This window comes from Kitasatospora albolonga, assembly GCA_002082585.1.
Lineage (GTDB): Bacteria > Actinomycetota > Actinomycetes > Streptomycetales > Streptomycetaceae > Streptomyces > Streptomyces stephensoniae.
In genome coordinates this window covers 6220165-6241119 of record CP020563.1, presented here as the reverse complement: position 1 = coordinate 6241119, position 20955 = coordinate 6220165, and the positions used below count along the sequence as shown (strand labels likewise).

Genomic DNA, 20955 nt, shown 5'->3' with positions numbered 1-20955 from the left:
CCCTTCCCGTACGCGGTCAGGCCAGGTCGGCCGTGAGGCGGGCGATCGCCTCGTCGACCGTGAGCTCCTCGCGCTCGCCGGTGCGGCGGTCCTTCAGCTCCAGGACGCCTTCGGCGGAGCGGCGGCCCGCGACCAGGATCTTCGGCACGCCGATGAGCTCGGAGTCGGTGAACTTCACGCCGGGCGAGACGCCGGGGCGGTCGTCGACCAGGACGCGCAGGCCCGCCGCGTTGAGCTTCTCCGAGACGTCGAGGGCCAGCTCGGTCTGGAGGGCCTTGCCCGCGGCGACGACGTGGACGTCGGCCGGGGCGATCTCGCGGGGCCAGCACAGGCCCTTGTCGTCGGCGGCCTGCTCGGCGAGGGCGGCCACCGCGCGGGAGACGCCGATGCCGTACGAGCCCATCGTGACGCGGACGGGCTTGCCCTGCTGGCCCAGCACGTCGAGCTGGAAGGTGTCGGCGTACTTGCGGCCGAGCTGGAAGATGTGGCCGATCTCGATGGCGCGGTCCAGGACGAGGCCGGTACCGCACTTGGGGCAGGGGTCGCCCTCCTCGACCACGACGACGTCCAGGTACTCGTCGACCTCGAAGTCACGGCCCGCGACGACGTTCTTCGCGTGCTTGCCCTCCTTGTTGGCGCCGGTGATCCAGGCGGTGCCGGGGGCCACGCGGGGGTCGGCCAGATAGCGGACCTTCTCCAGGCCCTGGGGGCCGACGTAGCCGCGTACGAGGTCGTCGCGGCCGACGAAGTCCTCGGCGGTGACCAGCTCGACGACGGCGGGCGCCAGGTGCTCGCCGAGCTTGCCGAGGTCGACCTCGCGGTGGCCGGGGACGCCGACGGCCACGATCTCGCCGTCCACCTTGACCAGCAGGTTCTTCAGGGTGGCCGAGGCGGGGACGCCCAGGTGCTCGGCGAGCGTCTCGATGGTCGGGGTGTCGGGGGTGTCCAGCTCCTCGACCGCGCCGTGCGCCGAGCCGTCGACCGGGGCGAGCGCGAAGGTCACGGCCTCGGTGTTGGCGGCGTAGTCGCAGTTCGGGCAGTCCGCGAAGGTGTCCTCACCGGCGGCGGCGGGCGCCAGGAACTCCTCGGACGCGGAGCCGCCCATCGCGCCGGAGACGGCGGAGACGACACGGTGGTCGAGGCCGATGCGCTCGAAGATCTTGATGTACGCGGCCCGGTGCAGGGCGTAGGAGTGCGCGAGGCCCTCGTCGGTGGTGTCGAAGCTGTACGAGTCCTTCATCAGGAACTCGCGGCCGCGGAGCACGCCGGAGCGGGGGCGGGCCTCGTCGCGGTACTTCGTCTGGATCTGGTAGAGCATCACCGGCAGGTCCTTGTAGGACGTGCACTGGTCCTTGACGGTCTGGGTGAAGATCTCCTCGTGGGTGGGGCCGAGGAGGTAGTCGCCGCCCTTGCGGTCCTGGAGGCGGAAGAGCAGGTCGCCGTACTCCTCCCAGCGGCCGGACGCCTCGTAGGGCTCCTTGGGCAGCAGGGCGGGCAGCAGGACCTCCTGGGCGCCGATGGCGTCCATCTCCTCGCGGACCACGGTGGAGATGTTGTCCAGGACCTTCTTGCCGAGCGGCAGCCAGGACCAGATGCCGGCCGCGTTGCGGCGTACGTATCCGGCGCGGACCAGCAGCTTGTGGCTGAGCGTCTCGGCGTCCGCCGGGTCGTCGCGCAGTGTCTTGATCATCAATCGGGACATGCGCTGGACCTGGGCCATGGTGAACTCCTGCTCGCGAAAGTGGTGAGCCCGAGGTTAACCGTGCGGTGCGGGCGGGCGGAAATCCATTCAGCCCCGGGGCCCGAGCAGCGGAAGGGGGGCGCCCATGACCGCGTACGGGAGCGGGGCGCTGGGGAAGACGACCTGGCGGGCCAGGTCGCGGTAGCCGAGTGCGCCGTACAGAGTGCGGGCCGGGCTGTCCCGGTCGATCGCGGAGAGGATCGAGCGGGGGTGCGGGACGGCGTCGGTGATGGTGGTGATCAGGGTACGGCCGATGCCGTGCCGCTGGTGGCCGGGGTGGACGTGGAGCTCGGTGATGACGAAGGAGTCGTCGAGCCAGCCGTCGGAGCCGGTGGCCCGGAGGTAGGGCTCGACAACGGTGGACCACCAGTGGGTACGGTCGTTGGGCAGCCCGTAGACGAAGCCGACGAGCCGTCCGTCAGGGGTGAGGGCGCCGAGCGCGCGGGCCTGGGGGTGGTCCAGGTGGCGCAGGACGATGTGGCGGCGTACGTCGATCTCGTCCTGGCTCAGCCCGAAGGCGGCGGCCTGGACATGGAGGGCTTCGTCGACGCGTGCGGCCAGATCGATGGGGCCGACCTCGATGCCGGGGTTCGCGGGGCCGTTCCCGGCGTCTGCTGGTGCCATGCGGGAACCCTACTGGCCGGGGCGGGCGGGCCGGTACGCGCGGAGGCCGGGAAGCGCCCCGTACGGGGTCAGAACAGCACGCTCATGAAGGTGCCCGTCTCGCGGAAGCCGACGCGGTGGTACGCCTTGCGGGCGGGGGTGTTGTAGTCGTTCACGTACAGGCTGACGACGGGGGCGACATCGGCGAGGGCGTAGCGCAGGACGGCGGCCATGCCCGTCTCGGAGAGGCCCTTGCCGCGGTGTTCGGGGGCGACCCAGACGCCCTGGATCTGGCATGCCTGGGGGGTGGCGGCGCCGATCTCCGCCTTGAAGACGACCTTGCCGTCGTCGATCCGGGCGAAGGAGCGGCCGGAGCCGATGAGTTCGGCGACCCGGGCCTGGTAGAGGAGGCCGCCGTCCCCGGCCAGCGGGGAGATGCCGACCTCCTCGGTGAACATCGCCACGCAGGCGGGCATCAGGATCTCCATCTCGTCCTTGCGGATGCGGCGGACGAGCGGGTCGGGGGTGATGTCGGCGGAGGGGCTCTCGGTGACCATGAGGGGCTGGTTGGCGCGGACCTCGCGGGCGGGGCCCCAGCCCGGTTCCAGGAGCCGCCAGAGCAGGGCGGTGGGTTCGGCGGGGCCGACGATCGAGGAGCAGCGGCGGCCTGCCCGGCGGGCCCGGTCGGCGAAGGCGCGTACGGCTTCGGGCCCGGCGCAGATGGGGACCAAGTTGGCACCGGCGTAACAGAGCGAGCGGAGCCTGCCGTCGGCGTACCAGCCCCACATCTCGCCGCCCAGGCGCCAGGGATCGAGCCCCGCCACCTGTACGCGGGACGTCACAAAGGCGTTGGCCACGGGCTCGCTCTCCAGGATGGCGAGCGCTGCGCCGAGGTCGCTGGGTTCGAGGACCCGGGTGGTGGTCTGCGTCAACACGAGGGGGCCTCACCATGCGGTCTGCTGATTTCCGCACTGTACCCAACAAGGCTGTCGAACGCTGCCCGGGTCCGTGAGCGGGCTCCCGCGGACGTCCTGGACACGCCACCGCCCCGCCGGGCTCGGGGCCCGGCGGGGCGGTGATGGCGGGGTTGGGCGCAGGTCAGGCGCCGATGGAGACCTGGGGTTCGCCGGAGGCGATGCCGTCCTTCTCCATCTGCTCGGCGATCTTGAGGGCTTCCTCGATGAGGGTCTCGACGATCTTCGACTCGGGGACGGTCTTGATGACCTCGCCCTTGACGAAGATCTGGCCCTTGCCGTTGCCGGAGGCGACGCCGAGGTCGGCCTCGCGGGCCTCGCCGGGGCCGTTGACGACGCAGCCCATGACCGCGACGCGCAGCGGGACCTCCATGCCCTCCAGACCGGCGCTGACCTGGTCGGCGAGCTTGTAGACGTCGACCTGGGCGCGGCCGCAGGAGGGGCAGGAGACGATCTCCAGGCGGCGCTGCTTGAGGTTGAGCGCCTCCAGGATCTGGAGGCCGACCTTGACCTCCTCGGCGGGCGGGGCCGAGAGGGAGACGCGGATGGTGTCGCCGATGCCCTCGGAGAGCAGCGCACCGAAGGCGACGGCCGACTTGATGGTGCCCTGGAACGCCGGTCCGGCTTCGGTGACGCCGAGGTGGAGCGGGTAGTCGCTCTGGGCGGCGAGCTGGCGGTAGGCGTTGACCATGACGACCGGGTCGTTGTGCTTGACCGAGATCTTGATGTCGCCGAAGCCGTGCTCCTCGAAGAGGGACGCCTCCCACAGGGCCGACTCGACGAGGGCCTCGGGGGTGGCCTTGCCGTACTTCTTCAGGAGCCGCGCGTCCAGGGAACCGGCGTTGACGCCGATCCGGATCGGGGTGCCGGTCTCGCCTGCCGCCTTGGCGATCTCCTTGACCTTGTCGTCGAACTGCTTGATGTTGCCGGGGTTGACCCGGACCGCGGCGCAGCCCGCGTCGATCGCGGCGAAGACGTACTTCGGCTGGAAGTGGATGTCGGCGATCACCGGGATCTGCGACTTCTTCGCGATCGTGGCGAGCGCGTCGGCGTCGTCCTGGGTCGGGCAGGCGACGCGGACGATCTGGCAGCCGGACGCCGTCAGCTCGGCGATCTGCTGGAGCGTGGCACCGATGTCCGACGTACGTGTCGTCGTCATCGACTGCACGGAAACGGGCGCGTCACCGCCGACCGCGACCGAGCCGACCTGGATCTGTCGGCTGACCCTTCGGTCGGCGAGCTTGGTCGGAACGGCCGGCATTCCGAGAGAAATCGCAGTCATGCGCTGTGCATCCCCAAGGTGTGGATCAAGGTCCCGATGTCGGCGGGCTCCAGGCTTCGAGGTTACGGCACCGGAGCCGGGGCGCACGCACCGTACGGACAAGTCAACCAGATGGTGACCGACCGGGCACAAGGCGTGTACCCGGCGGCCACCTCCGGGGGCTCCTTCTGCGGAGGCTCAGCTGATCTTGACGGGGTTCACGATGTCGGCCACCAGGACCAGCAGCGTGAAGCAGATGAAGAGTCCGGCGACCACATAGGCGACCGGCATCAGCTTGGCCACGTCGAACGGGCCCGGGTCCGGGCGCCGGAAGACCTTGGCCAGATTGCGCCGCAGCGACTCCCAGAGCGCGCCCGCGATGTGCCCCCCGTCCAGCGGGAGCAGCGGCAGCATGTTGAACAGGAACAGCGACAGGTTGAAGCCCGCGAGCAGGAACAGCATCATCGCGACCTGGTTCTGCGCCGGGATGTCGAGGTTCATCACCTCGCCGCCGATCCGGGCCGCGCCCACCACGCCGACCGGCGAGTCGTCGGCGCGCTGGCCGTCGCTGAAGGCCGCGTTCCACAGGTCGGGGATCTTGGAGGGCAGCGCGATGATCGCGTCGACACCGTTCTCGATCATGTCGCCCATGCGCACGACGGAGTCACCGAAGCCGAGCGGCACGATCTCCGTCTGGGCGGCGAAGCCGAGGTAACCCGCCTTGATGTACTGGTCGGGGATGACGTCACCCCTGGCGTCCTTCTTCGCGACGGCGTTCTCGCGCAGGACGGCGTTGAGGGTCACCTCCTGGCCGCCGCGCTCGACGGTGATGGTGGCGGGGCCGATGGTGTTGCGGATGCGCTCCGAGAGCGCGGCCCAGTTGGTGACCTTCTGCCCGTCGAAGGCGACGATCCTGTCGCCTTCCTTCAGCCCCGCGGCCTTGGCCGGGGAGACCGGGTCGGTGCTCTTGCAGGTGTCGCGCTTCTCGCTCTGCGAGATCACGCACTGCTGGACCCCGGCGACCTCGGTGGTCTGCGTCTGGAAGCCGAAGGTCATCGCGACGCCCATGAAGATCGCGACGGCGAGGATCAGGTTCATGAAGGGACCGGCGAACATGACGATGACGCGCTTCCACGGCTTGCGCGTGTAGAAGAGCCGCTTCTCGTCGCCGGGTTCGAGCTCCTCGTACGCGGCGGAGCGGGCGTCCTCGATCATGCCGCGCCACGGTGAGGTGGAGCGGGCTTCGAGGCGGCCGTCGGCGCCGGGCGGGAACATCCCGATCATGCGGATGTAGCCGCCCGCCGGGATGGCCTTGATGCCGTACTCGGTGTCGCCCTTCTGCTTCGACCAGAGCGTGGGGCCGAATCCGACCATGTACTGCGGGACCCGGATGCCGAACATCTTGGCCGTGGAGAGGTGGCCCAGCTCGTGCCAGGCGATGGAGAACAGCAGGCCCACGACGAAGACGGCGATCCCCAGGACCGTCAGCAGGATCGAGGTCAGACTCATGCGCGCGCCTCCGCTGTCGCTTTCGCCGAGAGTTCCCGGGCCCGTGCGCGGGCCCAGGTTTCCGCTTCGAGGACGTCCGCGACGCTGAGCGGGGTTCCCGGGGCGGGGGTGCCGTGTTCGGACACCACAGCGGTGACCGTATCCATGATTCCGTTGAAGGGCAGCTGTCCGGCGAGGAAGGCGTCGACGCACTCCTCGTTGGCCGCGTTGAAGACGGCGGGTGCCGTGGAGCCGAGCGTACCGACGTGCCGGGCGAGGCCGACCGACGGGAACGCCTCGGTGTCCAGCGGGAAGAACTCCCAGGTGGAGGCCGTCGACCAGTCGAAGGCGGGGGCCGCGTCCGGGACCCGCTCGGGCCAGCCGAGGCCGATGGCGATGGGGCCGCCCATGTCCGGCGGGGTGGCCTGGGCGAGGGTCGAGCCGTCGGTGAACTCGACCATGGAGTGGACGTAGGACTGCGGGTGGACCACGACCTCGATGCGGTCGAAGGGGATGTCGTAGAGGAGGTGCGCCTCGATGACCTCAAGACCCTTGTTGACGAGCGTCGCGGAGTTGATCGTGATGACCGGTCCCATCGCCCAGGTGGGGTGGGAGAGTGCCTGCTCGCGGGTGACGTCGGCCAGCTCCTCGCGCGTACGGCCCCGGAAGGGCCCGCCGGACGCGGTGACGACGAGCTTGCGGACGTCGGCGCGTTTACCGGCCGCCAGGGCCTGGAAGAGCGCGGCGTGCTCGGAGTCGACCGGGATGATCTGGCCGGGGGCGGCGAGCGCCTTCACCAGCGGGCCGCCGACGATGAGCGACTCCTTGTTGGCGAGGGCGAGCGTGCGGCCCGCCTTCAGCGCGGCCAGCGTCGGGGCGAGCCCGATGGAGCCGGTGATCCCGTTGAGCACGGTGTGGCACTCGCTCGCGGCGAGCGTGGCCGCCGCGTCGGGCCCGGCGAGGATCTCGGGGAGCGGCTCCCCGGCCCCGTACCGCTCACGCAGCGCCTCGCGCAGTCCTCCGACCGCGCCGGGGTCGGCGACGGCGACCGTGTTCACCCGCAGGAGGTGGGCCTGCTCGGCGAGGAGGGCGGTCCGGCCTCCGGCGGCGGAGAGCGCGGTGACCCGGAAGCGGTCGGGGTTGCGCAGGACCAGGTCGATGGCCTGGGTGCCGATGGACCCGGTGGAGCCGAGGATCACGAGATCCCGGCGGCCGTCCGCGGTGTCGAAGAGAAGATGCGGATCGGCGAGGGGGGCGGGGCTGTCGCTCATGCCTCCATTGTTGCCGCTCCGGCTGTGTGCGTGGACAGCGCGTCCCGGTGGGGCGCGGATTGGGTGCAGAGGGGGCGCGCACCGGCGTACGGGCGCGCCCCCTGTACGTGGTGGGACTCAGCGCACGGGCCGGTGCTGGTTGTCGCGGGCGGAGGGGCCGGGGTCGGCGTCCGCGATCCAGGGGCCGTCGCCGCTGGGGTCGATGACGCCCTCCTCCAGCCAGGCGTACGTACCGGACAGCACCCCTTCCACCACGCGCCGGTCCAGGTCGTCGGTGTTGGACCAGAGGCGCGTGAACAGCTCCTCCACCCGGACCCGGGACTGCTGACAGAAGGCGTCCGCGAGCTGGTACGCCTCCCGGCCGTGCTCCCCCGCACCGCGCAGGTGCTCGGCGCGGACGCAGGCGGCGCTCATGGCGAAGAGTTCGGCGCCGATGTCGACGATCCGGCCGAGGAACCCCTGTTTGGTCTCCATCCGCCCCTGCCAGCGGGACATGGCGTAGAAGGTGGAGCGGGCGAGCTTGCGGGAGGAGCGCTCGACGTACCGGAGATGCCCGGAGAGGTCGCGGTGCCCGGCGGGATGGAATTCCCCGTACGTACGCGGCAGCTGCCCGGCCCCGGTGACGAGCTGGGGCAGCCAACGGGCGTAGAACCCGGCGGCGTTGGCCCCGGCCTTGGCCTTCGCACCGAGCGGCTTGTCGGGGTCGATGATGTCACCGGCGACCTTGAGGTGGGCGTCGACGGCTTCACGGGCGATCAGCAGGTGCATGATCTCGGTGGAGCCCTCGAAGATCCGGTTGATGCGCATGTCGCGGAGCATCTGTTCGGCGGGGACGGCCCGCTCGCCCCGGGCGGCGAGCGACTCGGCGGTCTCGAAGCCGCGCCCGCCACGGATCTGGACGAGCTCGTCGGCGATGAGCCAGCCCATCTCGGAGCCGTACAGCTTGGCGAGGGCGGCCTCGATACGGATGTCGTTGCGGTCCTCGTCGGCCATCTGCGAAGAGAGGTCCACGATCGCCTCCAGGGCGAAGGTGGTGGCGGCGATGAACGAGATCTTCGCGCCGACCGCCTCGTGCTTCGCGACGGGCCGCCCCCACTGCTCCCGTACGGCGGACCATTCACGCGCGATCTTCAGGCACCACTTCCCGGCGCCGACGCACATGGCGGGCAGCGACAGGCGCCCGGTGTTGAGGGTGGTCAGGGCGATCTTCAGCCCGGCGCCCTCGGGCCCGATCCGGTTCGCGGCGGGGACCCGGACCTGGTGGAAGCGGGTGACGCCGTTCTCGATGCCGCGGAGCCCCATGAAGGCGTTGCGGTGCTCGACGGTGACGCCGGGAGCGTCGCCGTCGACGACGAAGGCGGTGATGCCGCCGGGATGCCCCTCGGAGGCGGGCACCCGGGCCATCACCACGAGCAGATCGGCGACAACCCCATTGGTGGTCCAGAGCTTCACCCCGTCCAGCAGATAGTCGTTCCCGTCAGGCACGGCGGTGGTGGCGAGGCGGGCGGGGTCGGAGCCCACGTCGGGCTCGGTGAGCAGGAACGCGGAGATGTCGGTGGTGGCGAGCCGGGGCAGGAAGGCGTCCTTCTGCTCCTGGGTGCCGAAAATCTTCAGGGGCTGCGGTACGCCGATCGACTGATGCGCCGAGAGCAGCGCCCCGATGGCGGGGCTCGCGGAGCCGACCAGGGCGAGCGCCTTGTTGTAGTACACCTGGGTGAGCCCGAGACCGCCGTACTTCGTCTCGATCTTCATCCCGAGCGCCCCGAGCTCCTTGAGCCCGGAGACCACCTCATCGGGAATCCTGGCCTCGCGCTCGATCCGCGCACTGTCGATGTGCGCCTCGCAGAAGGCCCGCAGCCGCGCCAGGAACTCCTCACCGCGCCGGATGTCGTCGGGCGGCGGCAGGGGGTGCGGGTGGATCAGGTCGAGCCGGAACCGCCCCAGGAACAGCTCCTTGGCGAAGCTGGGCTTGCGCCAGTCCTGCTCCCGGGCCGCCTCGGCGACCTTGCGCGCCTCACGCTCGGTGACCTTGGGTGCCTTGGGGACCTGGGGGGTGTTGTGCGGTGCGGACATGGGGCCTCACCTCGCTGGGCGTCACCAGGACGGACGGACCCTCGGACGCGCGGACTGCGTAGGAGCCGAGCTGCTTACTGGTCCGTATGTAACCCGTGTACCCGCTGCTCGGCACCTGCACCAGCCCTGGCGCACGGGCCGCTGGGGTGGGGTGGTGGTTCAGCCGGTGATCCAGTCCAGGCGCGGCCCGGTCGGTCATCGGGAACAGGCGCGGCCCGGTCGGTCACCGGGTCGATGACCGGCAGCCCCCGTTCCCGTATCGCCCGGCGCCCGGGTTCGAGCCAGACCCTGACAGCGAGTCCGTACTCCAGGGCCGCCCGGCCCGCGGAGGTCGGTGCGAACAGCTCGCCCTCGCTGTTCAGCAGTGACCGCACCCGCTCTCTCGGGCTCACCGGCCCCCACCGGAGGCCCGGCATCTCGCACACCGGAGTGAGGTGGACCCGAACGGAACGTGCGGTCGCCGACCGGGCATTCTCATGGCCTGTGCCGCACCGGGACACGGGACCATCAGGCTGCACGAACTGGCGATGCCCTCCTCGACCGACTCGATCACCGCAGCGTTGATCTCCGGGCACATCCCGAAGTCGTCGCAGTTGATGATCAGCAACCGGGCACCGGGTGCATACCCCAGCAACTGACTCGCCTGCCCCGCAGGCACGACGGACCCATGAGCGTCGGTTTCATCCATGGCCGCAGTCCGAGACCTGCTCCCGCTCTCCGCACGGCAATACGCAGCCCCGGGAAGGGCAACGCCCGCCGTTTCGCGCGGACATCGCACGAACCGGGCGTGCTGTGTACGGTGCCCCCACCACACCCCACCCCACCCTGGAGGCGCGCATGCCCCTGACACCCCTGCTGATGGGCGCCGCGATGGTTCTGGCGGGACTCGCGCTGGCAACGGACTACCGGGGCGCCGCCAGGATGTTCGCGAACGCCTCCTGGAACCCCAACCAGGGCGACCGCGCCATCCTGCGGCATTACGCGCGGCGGCGCATCGACCACCCCGAACTGCACTTCTTCGAACACGCCCCACGCTACCCGCGCTCCGTACGGATCTGGGGCGGGTGCCTCTCTGCCGTCGGGCTCGTGTTCCTGGCGGGTGGTGCCCTCTCCCTGGTACGCGGCTGACCTCGAACGCGGTGCGGGCAAGCTCCCTCGGCCGGAACCTGCCCAGCGATCGTGAGGTGCGTACTCTTGGCGCGTGTTGGATCACGGTGTCACCCTGCCCCGCTACCGCCTCCATGTCGTGCCTGCCGTCGTAGCGCTGGCCAGCCCGACATGGCAGCGAGAAGTGTGGCTCGATCCGGATCGGTTCGAGGACCTCAACTACACCGTGCATGTGCTCTTCGACGACTTCTGCGATGCGGACCATCCGTTGCCTTGGCTGGGGCAGTGCCTTCGCACCATGGAGGAGGTCGAGCTGATGGCAGCTCTTGGTGCCGCATACAGCGCGGTACAGGAATCGGTCGGCGCCTCTGCCCGCGACGAGGTCTATCTGGACGCACCGGGCTGGTCCGCGGTGGTCGCCGCGGCAGCCCGGTTGGCCCAGGTGCTGGTGTCCAATGATCACGCGGCGTTGAGCAAGCTGCACGACGCCGGCTGTCACCGGCCGCCCGACACGGAGCCGACTGCGTCCGGGGCGGAGGACCAGCACGCCAGCTCATGACCGCAACCAGGCGGCCGGGGCCGCGGCGGTCCCCCTGCCTCTTCCCGTACTCGGCGGATGTGCCCGACCTCCGGCACATCGAGCACCCGGGCGTCAGAGCGCCTCTGCGACTTTCCGGAGCACGGCAACGCTCGCAGGGACGTCGTGGCTCAGACGGACCGCGCGGTGAGGCAGCGCGGAGAGGCGGGCCGCGACCTCCTCCCGGGCGCTCCGGCGTCCCCCTCCGTCCACCCCCTGGGCCAGCTCGAAGACGTCCGGGTAGCGGTCCTCCGTGGCCCCGGACATGAAATCGGCCTCCCTCAGGGTCCGCGTACCGTCGATGACATCCGGAGCCGTATCGGCGTCGCCCCGGGGGAAAAGGAGCCCGGCGGCCCGGCCGCCGGTGGCCAGCGGCACACCGAACAGATCGGGGAACTGGTCCGGGAACACCTGGACCTTCCGCTCACGGCTCCCGCTCTCCCACAGGGGCGTGCAGTCACCTGCGAGGAGCGCTGTCGTCACCGTGTCGTGCTGGGTCGGATGGAAGGTGCCGCCCTCCCGCAGGTGGTCCCGCGCAGGGGTGTCCCACCCGAGCGCCCGGACCAGGCCGAGGCCGAGCGCGGCGGCGGACGGCCAGGGCACCACCTCCACGTCCCGTTCGCCGGTAGGCCGGACCAGCACCCTGTCGTTGGCGAGGAGCTGCCACCCGGACGAGGCCAGGAGCAGCGCGGTCGTGGTCTTCCCGGCCCCCTTGTCGCCGAACGTGAGGAGGGTGGCCCCGTCGTCGGGCCGGACCACGGCGGAGGAGTGGAGAACAGCCCACCCGTCTCGCAGGAGCTGACCTCGGATCACCTCACGGGCCAGGCGTGCGGCGGCCAGGGCAAGGGCCAGCACATCGGCCCCGGAGAGTACGAGCCGGCGAGCACGGCTTGGCCCAGCGCTACTACCTCCAGGCACTCGGTCTGGCCCGTGAGGCCGACAACCCCCTCCACCAGGCGTGGATTCTCCGGATCATGGCCCACAACGGGCTGGACATCTCCCAGCCGGACCACACCCTCGACCTTGCCGACACCGCCCTCGACGTCGCCAAGGGCCACGCCGGGCCGGGGATACTGTCGATGCTCGTCATCTGCCGCGCCCGTGCCCTCGCGCACGCCGGTCAGGGTGCAGAAGCCGTCGCCGAGGTTCGCCGTGCGCAGGATCTGGCGGTCCGGGGGGAGGGCGACGAGATGCCGTACTGGCTCACCTTGTCCGGCACGCCACGCGCCGCCGTCGACACCCATGCGGCGAAGATCTTCCGGGTCCTTCGCGATCATTCCAACGCCGAGAAGCAGTACGCTGCCGCCGCGCGCAGCTACGGCAGCACCAACGGCGGAAGCCTGTCCCGCATCACCGCCCTGTCGCTCGCCGCGCAGGGCAGGGAGCAGGCCGCTCAAGGCCACCTGGAAATGGCCTGCCGCACTTGGGAAAAGGCCATCGGCGGTTTCGAAGGGGTCTACTCCGACCGCGCCGTCAAGCAGGTCGCCGGTATCCGCCGCCGACTCGCCGTCTTCGAGCGCCGCGGAGTCGGGGCTGCCGTTCAGCTCGACGAGCGGGCCCGGAGCTGGCAAGTGGCCCACGCCTGACCGTGGGCACGTGAGTGCCCACTCGTCATCAATGCCGCGGGGGGGGAGTCGTTGACGATCAGCTCGGGCTGGAACGGCAACCGGTACAACACGGGCAGCCCGATGCCGCAACCAGCGGTTTTCAGCGCGCTGATACAGCGAATGGTGCCCTGAACTCCTGGAACGCGCAGCAGCCTAGGCGCGGCTCACGGACTCCCGAATCCAGTCGAGGTACCGGTCGGCACCCTCAACGACCGGCACCGCGCACACCTCCGGGTTGTCCCAGGGGTGCTGCTCCAGGAGGTAGGTCTCCAGCTCGACGTACCGCTCCTTCGTCGTCTTGAGCAGGAGCTGCCACTCCTCCCCCGTGCCGTACTCCCCCAGGTGCCAGTAGACGCTGACGACGGGCCCCGCGATCTGGGCGCCTGCCGCCAGCCGCTGCTGAACGGCCCCGCCCGCCAGGGTGACCGCTTCGTCCCTCGTCGCTGTGGCCGTGGATACCTGCACGCAATCAGTCATGGCCCGGAGCCTACGAGAGCACGCCCCACCAGTCCGGCGGATTCGGCCGCTCAAGGAGGGGCGCCTCGGTCCCCGCACGGACAGAAACGGCCGGAGCCCCCGCACAGTGGGCTCCGGCCGTTCGTCTCGCGCCCCGCCCGTGCTCGCTGTCCAGGCGGGGGCGGGGTCGTCCGGGAGGGTTACAGGGCGAGGCCCGTGAGGACCAGGACGCGCTCGTAGGTGTAGTCGTCCATCGCGTAGCGGACGCCCTCGCGGCCGACGCCGGACTGCTTGGCGCCGCCGTACGGCATCTGGTCGGCGCGGTACGAGGGGACGTCGCCGATGATCACGCCGCCGACCTCCAGGGCGCGGTGGGCACGGAAAGCGGTCTGGAGGTCGTGGGTGAACACGCCTGCCTGGAGGCCGTACTTGGAGGAGTTGACGGCGGCGAACGCCTCCGCCTCGCCGTCGACCTTCTGGAGGGACATGACCGGGCCGAAGACCTCTTCGCAGGAGAGCGTGACGTCGTCCGGGAGGCCCGCGAGGACCGTGGGGGCGTAGGTGGCGCCGTCGCGCTTGCCGCCGGTGAGGAGTTCGGCGCCGCCCTGGACGGCCTCGTCGACCCAGGACTCGACGCGCTTGGCCGCGTCCTCGCTGACCAGGGGGCCGACGTCCGTGGTGGGGTCGGCCGGGTCGCCGGTGGCCAGGGCCTCGACGGCGGCGACGATCTTCGGGACGAGGCGATCGTAGACCGAGGCGTCCGCGATCACGCGCTGCACCGAGATGCAGGACTGGCCGCCCTGGTAGTTGGAGAAGGTGGCGATCCGGGTGGCCGCCCAGTCCAGGTCCTCGTCCGATGCGTAGTCGGACAGGACGACCGCGGCGCCGTTGCCGCCCAGCTCCAGGGTGCAGTGCTTGCGGGGCACCGACTCCATGATCGCGTAGCCGACCGGGCCCGAGCCGGTGAAGGAGATGACCGGCAGCCGCTCGTCCTGGACCAGGGCGGGCATCTTGTCGTTCGGGACCGTCAGGACGGACCAGGAGCCCGCCGGGAGGTCGGTCTCGGCCAGCAGCTCGCCGAGGATCAGGGAGGAGATCGGGGTCGCCGGGGCGGGCTTGAGGATGATCGGGGCGCCTACGGCGATGGCCGGGGCCACCTTGTGGGCGCTGAGGTTGAGGGGGAAGTTGAAGGGGGCGATGCCGAGGACGGCCCCGCGCGGGAAGCGCCGGGTCAGCCCGAGGCGGCCGGTGCCGCCGAGGTCGGTGTCCAGCCGCTGTGCCTCGCCGCCGTTGAAGCGGCGGGCCTCCTCGGCCGCGAACCGGAACACCGAGACCGCCCGGCCGACCTCGCCGCGCGCCCACTTGATCGGCTTGCCGTTCTCCGCCGAGATCAGCCGCGCGATCTCCTCGGTGCGCTCCCCCAGCCGCCGTACGACGTGGTCGAGCGCCGCCGCCCGTACGTGGGCCGGGGTCGCGGCGAACTCGTCGCGTACGGCGTGGGCGGCGGCGACGGCCTCCTCCACCTGGTCGTCGGTCGGCACGCTGACCGTGCCGACGAGGCGTCCGTCGTACGGGTTGGTGACGTCGAAGCTGTCGGCACCGGTGGCCCGGCGGCCGGCCACCCAGAAGGCGTGGGGCGAAGTCATGGAGGTTCCGGCCCTTCGGAGGTCGTGGGGAGGTCGTGATGTACGTCGTGGGGGCCGGGAAGGCTCCCCTCTGTTGTCCCACGGTAGGGCGGGGCGGCCTCGATCGCGTTTAGCCGGGGTGGAGTGGGGGCGGCCTCCCCTGCTACGGATTGGCAGGGGGGGGGCAGAAGAAGGGGCTACTCCTCCGGTGGCGTTGCCGCCTCCGTCGCCTTCAGCGCGAGCCACAGCTCCATCCGCGCGTCCGGGTCGTCCAGCGAGCGGCCGAGGATCTCCTCCACCCGGCGCATCCGGTAACGCAGGGTGTGCCGGTGCACGCCCAGGTCGGCGGCGGCCGCGTCCCACTGGCCGTGGCGGGAGAGCCAGGCGCGCAGGGAGGCCACGAGGTCGCCGCGGCCCTTGGCGTCGTGCTCGTGCAGGGCGCGGAGCATCCCGTCGGCGAAGGCCCGTACGGCGTCGTCGGCGAGGAGCGGCAGGACCGAGCCCGCCGCCAGCTCCTCGTGCTCGACCAGGGCCCTGCCCCGGCGGCGGGCGACCGAGAGGGCCTGTTCGGCCTGCTTGTACGCGGCGGAGACGGCGATCGGGCCGCAGGGGGCGGAGAGGCCCACGGTCACATCGCTGTCCTCGGCGCCGCCCTCGCGCGGCGCGCGGTCCTCCTGGGCCTCGGCGTAGGCCGCGCAGGCGGCGACCGCCGCGCCGCCGTCGGCCGCCAGGACCACCACGCGCTCGCCCTCCGGGACCAGGAGCAGCGCCTCGCCGGAGCGGGCCGCCGCGGCCTCCATCGTCTCGGTGAGCGGGTCGGTACCGGCGGGCGCGGCCGTCTCCGCGATCAGCAGCCGGAAGGGGGCGTCGAGGAGTCCGCCGTACAGGTCTCCGGCGACCGCGCGGGCGTGGTCGGGCTGGCCCGCGAGCAGCATGCGCAGGACGGCGGCACCCAGGCGCTGTTCGGCGCCCTGGAGGGAGCGGGAGCGGGCGGTGGTGAGGGTGAGCAGGGCGACGGCGGAGTGGACGGCGTACCGCTCGGCGGTGCCGAGGGCGGCGCCCGTACCGACGGCCAGCGCCCCCCGCGCCCGGCGGCCGGTGCCCAGCGACTGGAGCTCGACCCGGTCCTCGCTGTCGGCGACGACGATGCTGGCCGGGGCCGGGCGGTCCCGGAGGCGTTCGACGTCGGGGGTGAGGCGGGCGGCGCGGCGGGACGCCCAGTCGGGGGCTGCGGCGAGGACCGCGCCGGAGGTGTCGTACAGCGCGGCCCAGCCGTCGATGTGGGCGGCGAGGCGGGCGAGGAGGCCGGCGGGGCCGTCCCCGGAGAGCGCGGCCCTCGTCAGCTCGCGCTGGGCCTCGAAACCGGCGGTCACCGCGCGGTACTGGTCGGCGGCGATGGCGGCGGAGACGGCCTTGCTGATGGCGAGGAACGGGGTGCGGCGGGGGACTTCGAGCAGCGGCAGGCCCGCTTCCTCGGCGGCCTCGACGAGCGCGGCCGGGATGTCGTCGTAGTTCACGCCGACCGCGAAACCGACGCCCGCGACGCCCGCTCCGGCCAGCCGTCGCACGTACCGGCGCATCGACTCGGCGTTCTCGGCGTCCAGGTTGGTGGCGGTCACCAGGAGCAGTTCGCCGCCGTCCATGTACGGGACGGGGTCGGCGAGCTCGCTGGCGTGGGCCCAGCGCACGGGGGTGGAGAGCCGGTCCGCGCCCGCCCGCACCGTGAGCTTGAGCGCCGAGTTCTGGACGAGCGAGGCGAGCGTGGGGGGCATGGGACCGGGAACCCTCGGTGTCGGTGGCGCCCGGCCGACGAGGGGGTTCGCCGACCGGATTGATCGTGGGTATTTCGCCGTCCCGTATGAACGGCCTCCACCGATTCTGCCAGGGCGGCAGAGTTCCTGTAACCGCTCTCAAGCCCCCTGGGGGCGTTTCTCAGCCGCCCAGCTCCACCAGCAGCGGCGGAGCGTGCTCGCCCTGCACCGTGGCCAGCCGGATCACCGCGTGCCCGGCGGGGACCGCGTACGCCAGTTCCGAGGCCGACCAGCGCTCCTTCTCCACCTGCCGTACGGTCACCGCGTCCGTGGTCACCGCCTTGCCCGTGACCAGCTTGCGCAGCGCGTGCAGGGCGCGGGTGAAGGGCTGGTCGGCGAAGACCGTGTGCTGGGCGACCTCGCGGGTCTCCACCCACTCCTTGCCCCACGCCTCGGCGAACCGCTTGCCGTCCCAGGTCGTGATGCCGGAGAAGGCGGCCGTGCAGCCGACCGCGCCGAGCAACGGGGTGTGCAGGGCCTCGGGCACGTCGTCGACGGTACGGAGGGTGAGGACGGCCCCCGCGTTGACCGAGCGCAGCCGGCGGATGCCGCGTACGGTCTCGGCGGTCACCGCGTGGGTCGCGTCGTCCAGCACCAGGCCCGCGAAGAGCGTGGTGTCCGTACGGGCGGCGGTGATGGCCGTGAACTGGGCCAGGAGCAGCCGGGTGAGCAGCCGGGACGCCTCGGCGTGGCCGCGCTCCGGCAGGTCGACGCGGACCCGCAGGGGGTACTGGCCGAGCGAGCGCAGCGCGAAGGGGCGGGCGTCGGGGCCGGTGGCGAAGAACCCGGCGAACGCGGGCCGGTCCAGCAGCGCGACCCGGTCCGCGAGGACCGGCGCGGGGTCGCCCGCACCGCCCGCCTGCCGGGCCCTGGCGTCCAGTTCGCGGAGCATCGCGTGCTGCCCGGTGGCTTCGAGGGCGGTCCGCAGGGCGGTGAGCGCGGCCGGGGTGCCGTCGAGGAGTTCGCGCAGCTCCGGTACGGAGGGGAAGTGGCCGTGGGCCGCCCGGTAGGGGCCCAGCAGCTGGGCGAGGACGGTGGCGGCGCGGCGGCTGTCCAGGCTGCCGACATCGCCGACGAGCCCCTCCGCGAGGACGGCGGCGGCCTCGTCGGGGTCGGTGGTGCCGCCGTAGAGGTCGAGGTCGTGGGCGGAGGCGGGGTTGCCGACGCGTACGACGACGTCGAAGGCGTCGTCCGGGCCCAGTGGCGCGCCCGCGCCGCCGACGGCGAGGACGGCCGCCTGTCCGGCCAGGGCGCGCAGCCCGAGGGCCTCGACGACGGGGCGCACCAGCCGGTCGGACTTGCCGGAGCCGGGGGGCCCGACGGCCAGCAGCGAGGTGCCCAGCAGGGTGGGGTCCAGGGCGAGGCCGGTGGTGCGGCGGGCGTAGGGGTTGTGCGGGTCCTCGGCGCAGCGGCCGATGCGGACCTGGCCGGTGAGCACATCGTGGCGGGCGGTGCGGCGGGGCAGGTCGCGGTCGCCGGAGGGGTGCGGGGCGGCGGCTCCCCCAGTACGGAGGACGGCCTCGGCCAGGGGGGCGAGCCGGTCGGGGCTGCGGGTGGCCTGCGCCCAGGCGTGCCGGAGCCGGGCCACGTCCACGTCGTTCATCCGGCCGGTGCGGACCTCGGCGGTGAGGGTCTCGGCCGCGTCGGTCCACCCGGCGGCGCGCAGTTCGGGCCACCGGTCGGCGGAGGTCGCGGTGGCGGGGGCCGGGTCGTCGGCGGGGGCGGGTGTACCGGTCCCCCTTCCCCGGCGGGCGGCGATCAGCTCGCGCCAGCGGCCGAGGCGGGCGAAGGGGTACAGGACGGCGGCGGCGATCACCGCGTAGACGGTGTTGGCGACGGCCTGGCTCTGGTAGATCTCACCGCCCCCGACGGCGGCGACCAGGACGAGGACCGGGGCGGCGACCGGCAGGGTCCCGTTCCAGACGAGCAGCAGCGTCAGGCCCGCCGCGACGGCCGTGGCGACGGCGAGGAACGGCTGCCCCCGGCTCACCACATGGCGGCGGAAGAGCTCGGAGAAGTTGCCGAGCCGGCCGCAGCCGTAGACCAGCAGCCCGAAGAGGAGCGCCTCGTACACCGCGAGGGCACGGACGCCCTCGATGGTGCGGGGGCCGCCGCGCGTGCCCGGGTTCCACCACTCGCCCGGGGTGAAGAGCTTCAGCGGGACGAGCCGGTAGGGGAGGTAGCCGTTGCGCCAGAGGGACCAGAGGAGGAGGGCGGAGAGGAGGGCGATGAGGGCGCCCACGAGGAGCGAGCGGTCGGAGACCCCGTCCCCCTGCTCGGGCGGGCGCGGGGTGAACCCGTACCGCCAGATCCCCGGTGCCTGCGGCGGCCTGGGCGTCCGCAGCCAGGCGTCCAGGGCGGGGGCCCCGGCGGAGGGCTGCTCGACGGGGGGCGGCGGGGCGGCGGGGCGCGCGGGGGGCGGCCCGGGGGGTGTGGGAGGCGTGGGCGAGTGGGTCCACGCGGAGGTGGGGGCGGGCGGCCGGTGGGCGGGGGTCGTGTGCCCGGACGACGGGTCGGCGGGCGGCCGGTGGCCGGACCCCGGTGGCGGTACCCGGGGTGCCTCCGCCGGGGGCGGTGGCACCGCCGGGCCGGGCACCCTGTCCGCGTTCGTGCCCCGTGCGCCCCGCGTGCCCTCGTCGTCCATGAACCACTGCCCCCTTGACCTGCCGGTCCGTCCGCTGCCCCGGTCAATCTAGTGCGCGCGCACGGGGAGTTCAGCAACCCGCCCGAACCGTGACGGTCCCGGACCGCCCCGCGCCCGCATCGCACCAGGTCGGCGGGGCGCGCCCCCGCGCCATCGGTCCGCGAGCACACCAGGTCGGCGGGGGCATTCGGCCTACGGCCCGCCATCTGTCCGCGACGGACAACGACACGCACCCACCACTCCCGATCGGAGCATGCCCGGGTGTGCCTCCCGCCCCTAGCCTGCGAGGAGAAGAGCGTCCGAAACACCCCCCAGGAGCCCCTCATGACCGCAATTCCGCAGGAGCGCCGCGTCGTCACTGCCATCCCCGGCCCGAAGTCGGCCGAGCTCCAGGCTCGCCGTGTCGCGGCCGTCGCCGCAGGTGTGGGCTCCACCCTGCCGGTGTTCACCGCCCGTGCGGGCGGCGGGATCATCGAGGACGTGGACGGCAACCGGCTGATCGACTTCGGCTCCGGCATCGCCGTGACGTCGGTCGGCGCCTCCGCCGAGGCCGTCGTACGCCGGGCCTCCGCGCAGCTCGCGGACTTCACCCACACCTGTTTCATGGTCACGCCGTACGAGGGGTACGTCGAGGTCTGCGAGCAGCTCGCCGAGCTGACGCCGGGCGACCACGCGAAGAAGTCGGCGCTGTTCAACTCGGGCGCCGAGGCCGTCGAGAACGCGGTGAAGATCGCCCGCGCCTACACCAAGCGCACCGCCGTCGTCGTCTTCGACCACGGCTACCACGGCCGGACGAACCTCACCATGGGCATGACGGCGAAGAACATGCCGTACAAGCAGGGCTTCGGTCCGTTCGCGCCCGAGGTCTACCGCGTCCCGGTCGCCTACGGCTACCGCTGGCCGACCGGTGCCGAGAACGCCGGTGCCGAGGCGTCCGCCCAGGCCATCGACGAGATCACCAAGCAGATCGGCGCGGAGAACGTCGCCGCGATCATCATCGAGCCGGTGCTCGGTGAGGGCGGCTTCATCGAGCCGGCCAAGGGCTTCCTCCCGGCGATCGCGCAGTTCGCCAAGGAGAACGGCATCGTCTTCGTCGCGGACGAGATCCAGTCCGGCTTCTGCCGTACCGGCCAGTGGTTCGCCTGTGAGGACGAGGGCATCGTCCCGGACCTGATCACCACCGCCAAGGGCATCGCGGGCGGTCTGCCGCTCTCCGCCGTGACCGGCCGCGCCGAGATCATGGACGCCGCGCACGCGGGCGGTCTGGGCGGTACGTACGGGGGCAACCCGGTCGCCTGCGCGGGTGCGCTCGGCGCCATCGAGACGATGCGCGAGCTGGACCTGAACGGGAAGGCCAAGCGCATCGAGGAGGTCATGAAGGGCCGCCTCGCCGAGATGCGGGCGAAGCTCCCGAACGGCGACATCATCGGTGACATCCGGGGCCGTGGCGCGATGATCGCGATCGAGCTGGTGAAGTCCGGCACGAAGGACCCGAACCCGGAGGCGGCCGGCGCGCTCGCCAAGGCATGCCACGCCGAGGGCGTCATGGTCCTCACCTGCGGCACCTACGGCAACGTGCTGCGCTTCCTGCCGCCGCTGGTGATCGGTGAGGACCTGCTCAACGAGGGCCTCGACGTCATCGAGCAGGCGTTCGGCACTCTCTGATCCTTCGAACGCGCCCTCCGGTTCCTCGAACCCGGGCGCGTACGGCGGCGGT

General features: G+C 72.1%; 15 protein-coding genes and 2 pseudogenes. 4 read left to right on the top strand and 13 right to left on the bottom strand.

Annotated features, from left to right (window positions below; all coding sequences use genetic code 11):
* Positions 1-16 precede the first annotated feature (16 nt).
* The 8 genes and pseudogenes from B7C62_27690 to B7C62_27655 all read right to left on the bottom strand — a co-directional run bounded on the left by B7C62_27690 (position 17) and on the right by B7C62_27655 (position 10099).
* Positions 17-1720 carry a proline--tRNA ligase gene (locus B7C62_27690; protein ARF75617.1) on the bottom strand — a complete coding sequence of 568 codons (1704 nt, stop codon included), beginning with the start codon at positions 1718-1720 and terminating at the stop codon, positions 17-19.
* 69 nt (positions 1721-1789) lie between these two features.
* Positions 1790-2365, bottom strand: a complete 576-nt coding sequence (locus tag B7C62_27685; protein ARF75616.1) for a GNAT family N-acetyltransferase — start codon at positions 2363-2365, stop codon at positions 1790-1792.
* Between the two features lie 68 nt (positions 2366-2433).
* Positions 2434-3276, bottom strand: coding sequence for a GNAT family N-acetyltransferase (locus B7C62_27680; GenBank protein ARF75615.1), 843 nt, complete (start codon positions 3274-3276; stop codon positions 2434-2436).
* Positions 3277-3442: 166 nt separating this feature from the next.
* Positions 3443-4600 (bottom strand): 4-hydroxy-3-methylbut-2-en-1-yl diphosphate synthase, encoded by a 1158-nt coding sequence (locus B7C62_27675; GenBank protein ID ARF75614.1) that lies wholly within the window; start codon positions 4598-4600, stop codon positions 3443-3445.
* A 177-nt stretch (positions 4601-4777) separates the two neighbouring features.
* Positions 4778-6088: a zinc metalloprotease gene (locus B7C62_27670; protein ID ARF75613.1), complete on the bottom strand. Its 1311-nt coding sequence runs from the start codon at positions 6086-6088 to the stop codon at positions 4778-4780.
* Positions 6085-7338: a 1-deoxy-D-xylulose-5-phosphate reductoisomerase gene (locus B7C62_27665; GenBank protein ID ARF75612.1), complete on the bottom strand. Its 1254-nt coding sequence runs from the start codon at positions 7336-7338 to the stop codon at positions 6085-6087. Before B7C62_27665 ends, B7C62_27670 begins: the two co-directional genes overlap by 4 nt.
* 117 nt (positions 7339-7455) lie before the next feature.
* Positions 7456-9411 carry an acyl-CoA dehydrogenase gene (locus B7C62_27660; protein ARF75611.1) on the bottom strand — a complete coding sequence of 652 codons (1956 nt, stop codon included), beginning with the start codon at positions 9409-9411 and terminating at the stop codon, positions 7456-7458.
* Positions 9412-9485: 74 nt separating this feature from the next.
* Positions 9486-10099 (bottom strand): annotated as a pseudogene (locus B7C62_27655) (hypothetical protein).
* 104 nt (positions 10100-10203) lie between these two features.
* Here B7C62_27655 and B7C62_27650 point away from each other — a divergent pair.
* Positions 10204-10539, top strand: a complete 336-nt coding sequence (locus B7C62_27650) for a hypothetical protein (GenBank protein ID ARF75610.1) — start codon at positions 10204-10206, stop codon at positions 10537-10539.
* 163 nt (positions 10540-10702) lie between these two features.
* Positions 10703-11077 (top strand): hypothetical protein, encoded by a 375-nt coding sequence (locus tag B7C62_27645; GenBank protein ID ARF77399.1) that lies wholly within the window; start codon positions 10703-10705, stop codon positions 11075-11077.
* 93 nt (positions 11078-11170) lie between these two features.
* Here B7C62_27645 and B7C62_27640 read toward each other — a convergent pair.
* Positions 11171-11974 (bottom strand): annotated as a pseudogene (locus tag B7C62_27640) (hypothetical protein).
* A gap of 95 nt (positions 11975-12069) precedes the next feature.
* Here B7C62_27640 and B7C62_27635 point away from each other — a divergent pair.
* Positions 12070-12681, top strand: coding sequence for a hypothetical protein (locus B7C62_27635; GenBank protein ARF75609.1), 612 nt, complete (start codon positions 12070-12072; stop codon positions 12679-12681).
* 174 nt (positions 12682-12855) lie between these two features.
* On the opposite strand, the gene B7C62_27630 is transcribed toward B7C62_27635, so the two are convergent.
* The 4 genes from B7C62_27630 to B7C62_27615 all read right to left on the bottom strand — a co-directional run bounded on the left by B7C62_27630 (position 12856) and on the right by B7C62_27615 (position 19238).
* Entirely contained in the window at positions 12856-13167 is a 312-nt protein-coding gene (locus tag B7C62_27630; GenBank protein ID ARF77398.1) for a cation tolerance protein CutA, read from the bottom strand.
* 191 nt (positions 13168-13358) lie between these two features.
* On the bottom strand, positions 13359-14804 hold the full coding sequence (locus B7C62_27625; GenBank protein ID ARF75608.1) for an aldehyde dehydrogenase: 1446 nt from the start codon (positions 14802-14804) through the stop codon (positions 13359-13361).
* A 176-nt stretch (positions 14805-14980) separates the two neighbouring features.
* Complete coding sequence (locus tag B7C62_27620; protein ID ARF75607.1) at positions 14981-16555, bottom strand: PucR family transcriptional regulator; 1575 nt, start codon at positions 16553-16555, stop codon at positions 14981-14983.
* Between the two features lie 160 nt (positions 16556-16715).
* Positions 16716-19238, bottom strand: coding sequence for an ATP/GTP-binding protein (locus B7C62_27615; GenBank protein ARF75606.1), 2523 nt, complete (start codon positions 19236-19238; stop codon positions 16716-16718).
* A gap of 324 nt (positions 19239-19562) precedes the next feature.
* Between B7C62_27615 and B7C62_27610 the strand changes: the two genes are divergently transcribed.
* The gene (locus B7C62_27610; GenBank protein ARF75605.1) at positions 19563-20903 is read left to right on the top strand and encodes a 4-aminobutyrate--2-oxoglutarate transaminase; all 1341 of its coding nucleotides are present in this window, start codon (positions 19563-19565) and stop codon (positions 20901-20903) included.
* Positions 20904-20955: the final 52 nt, after the last annotated feature.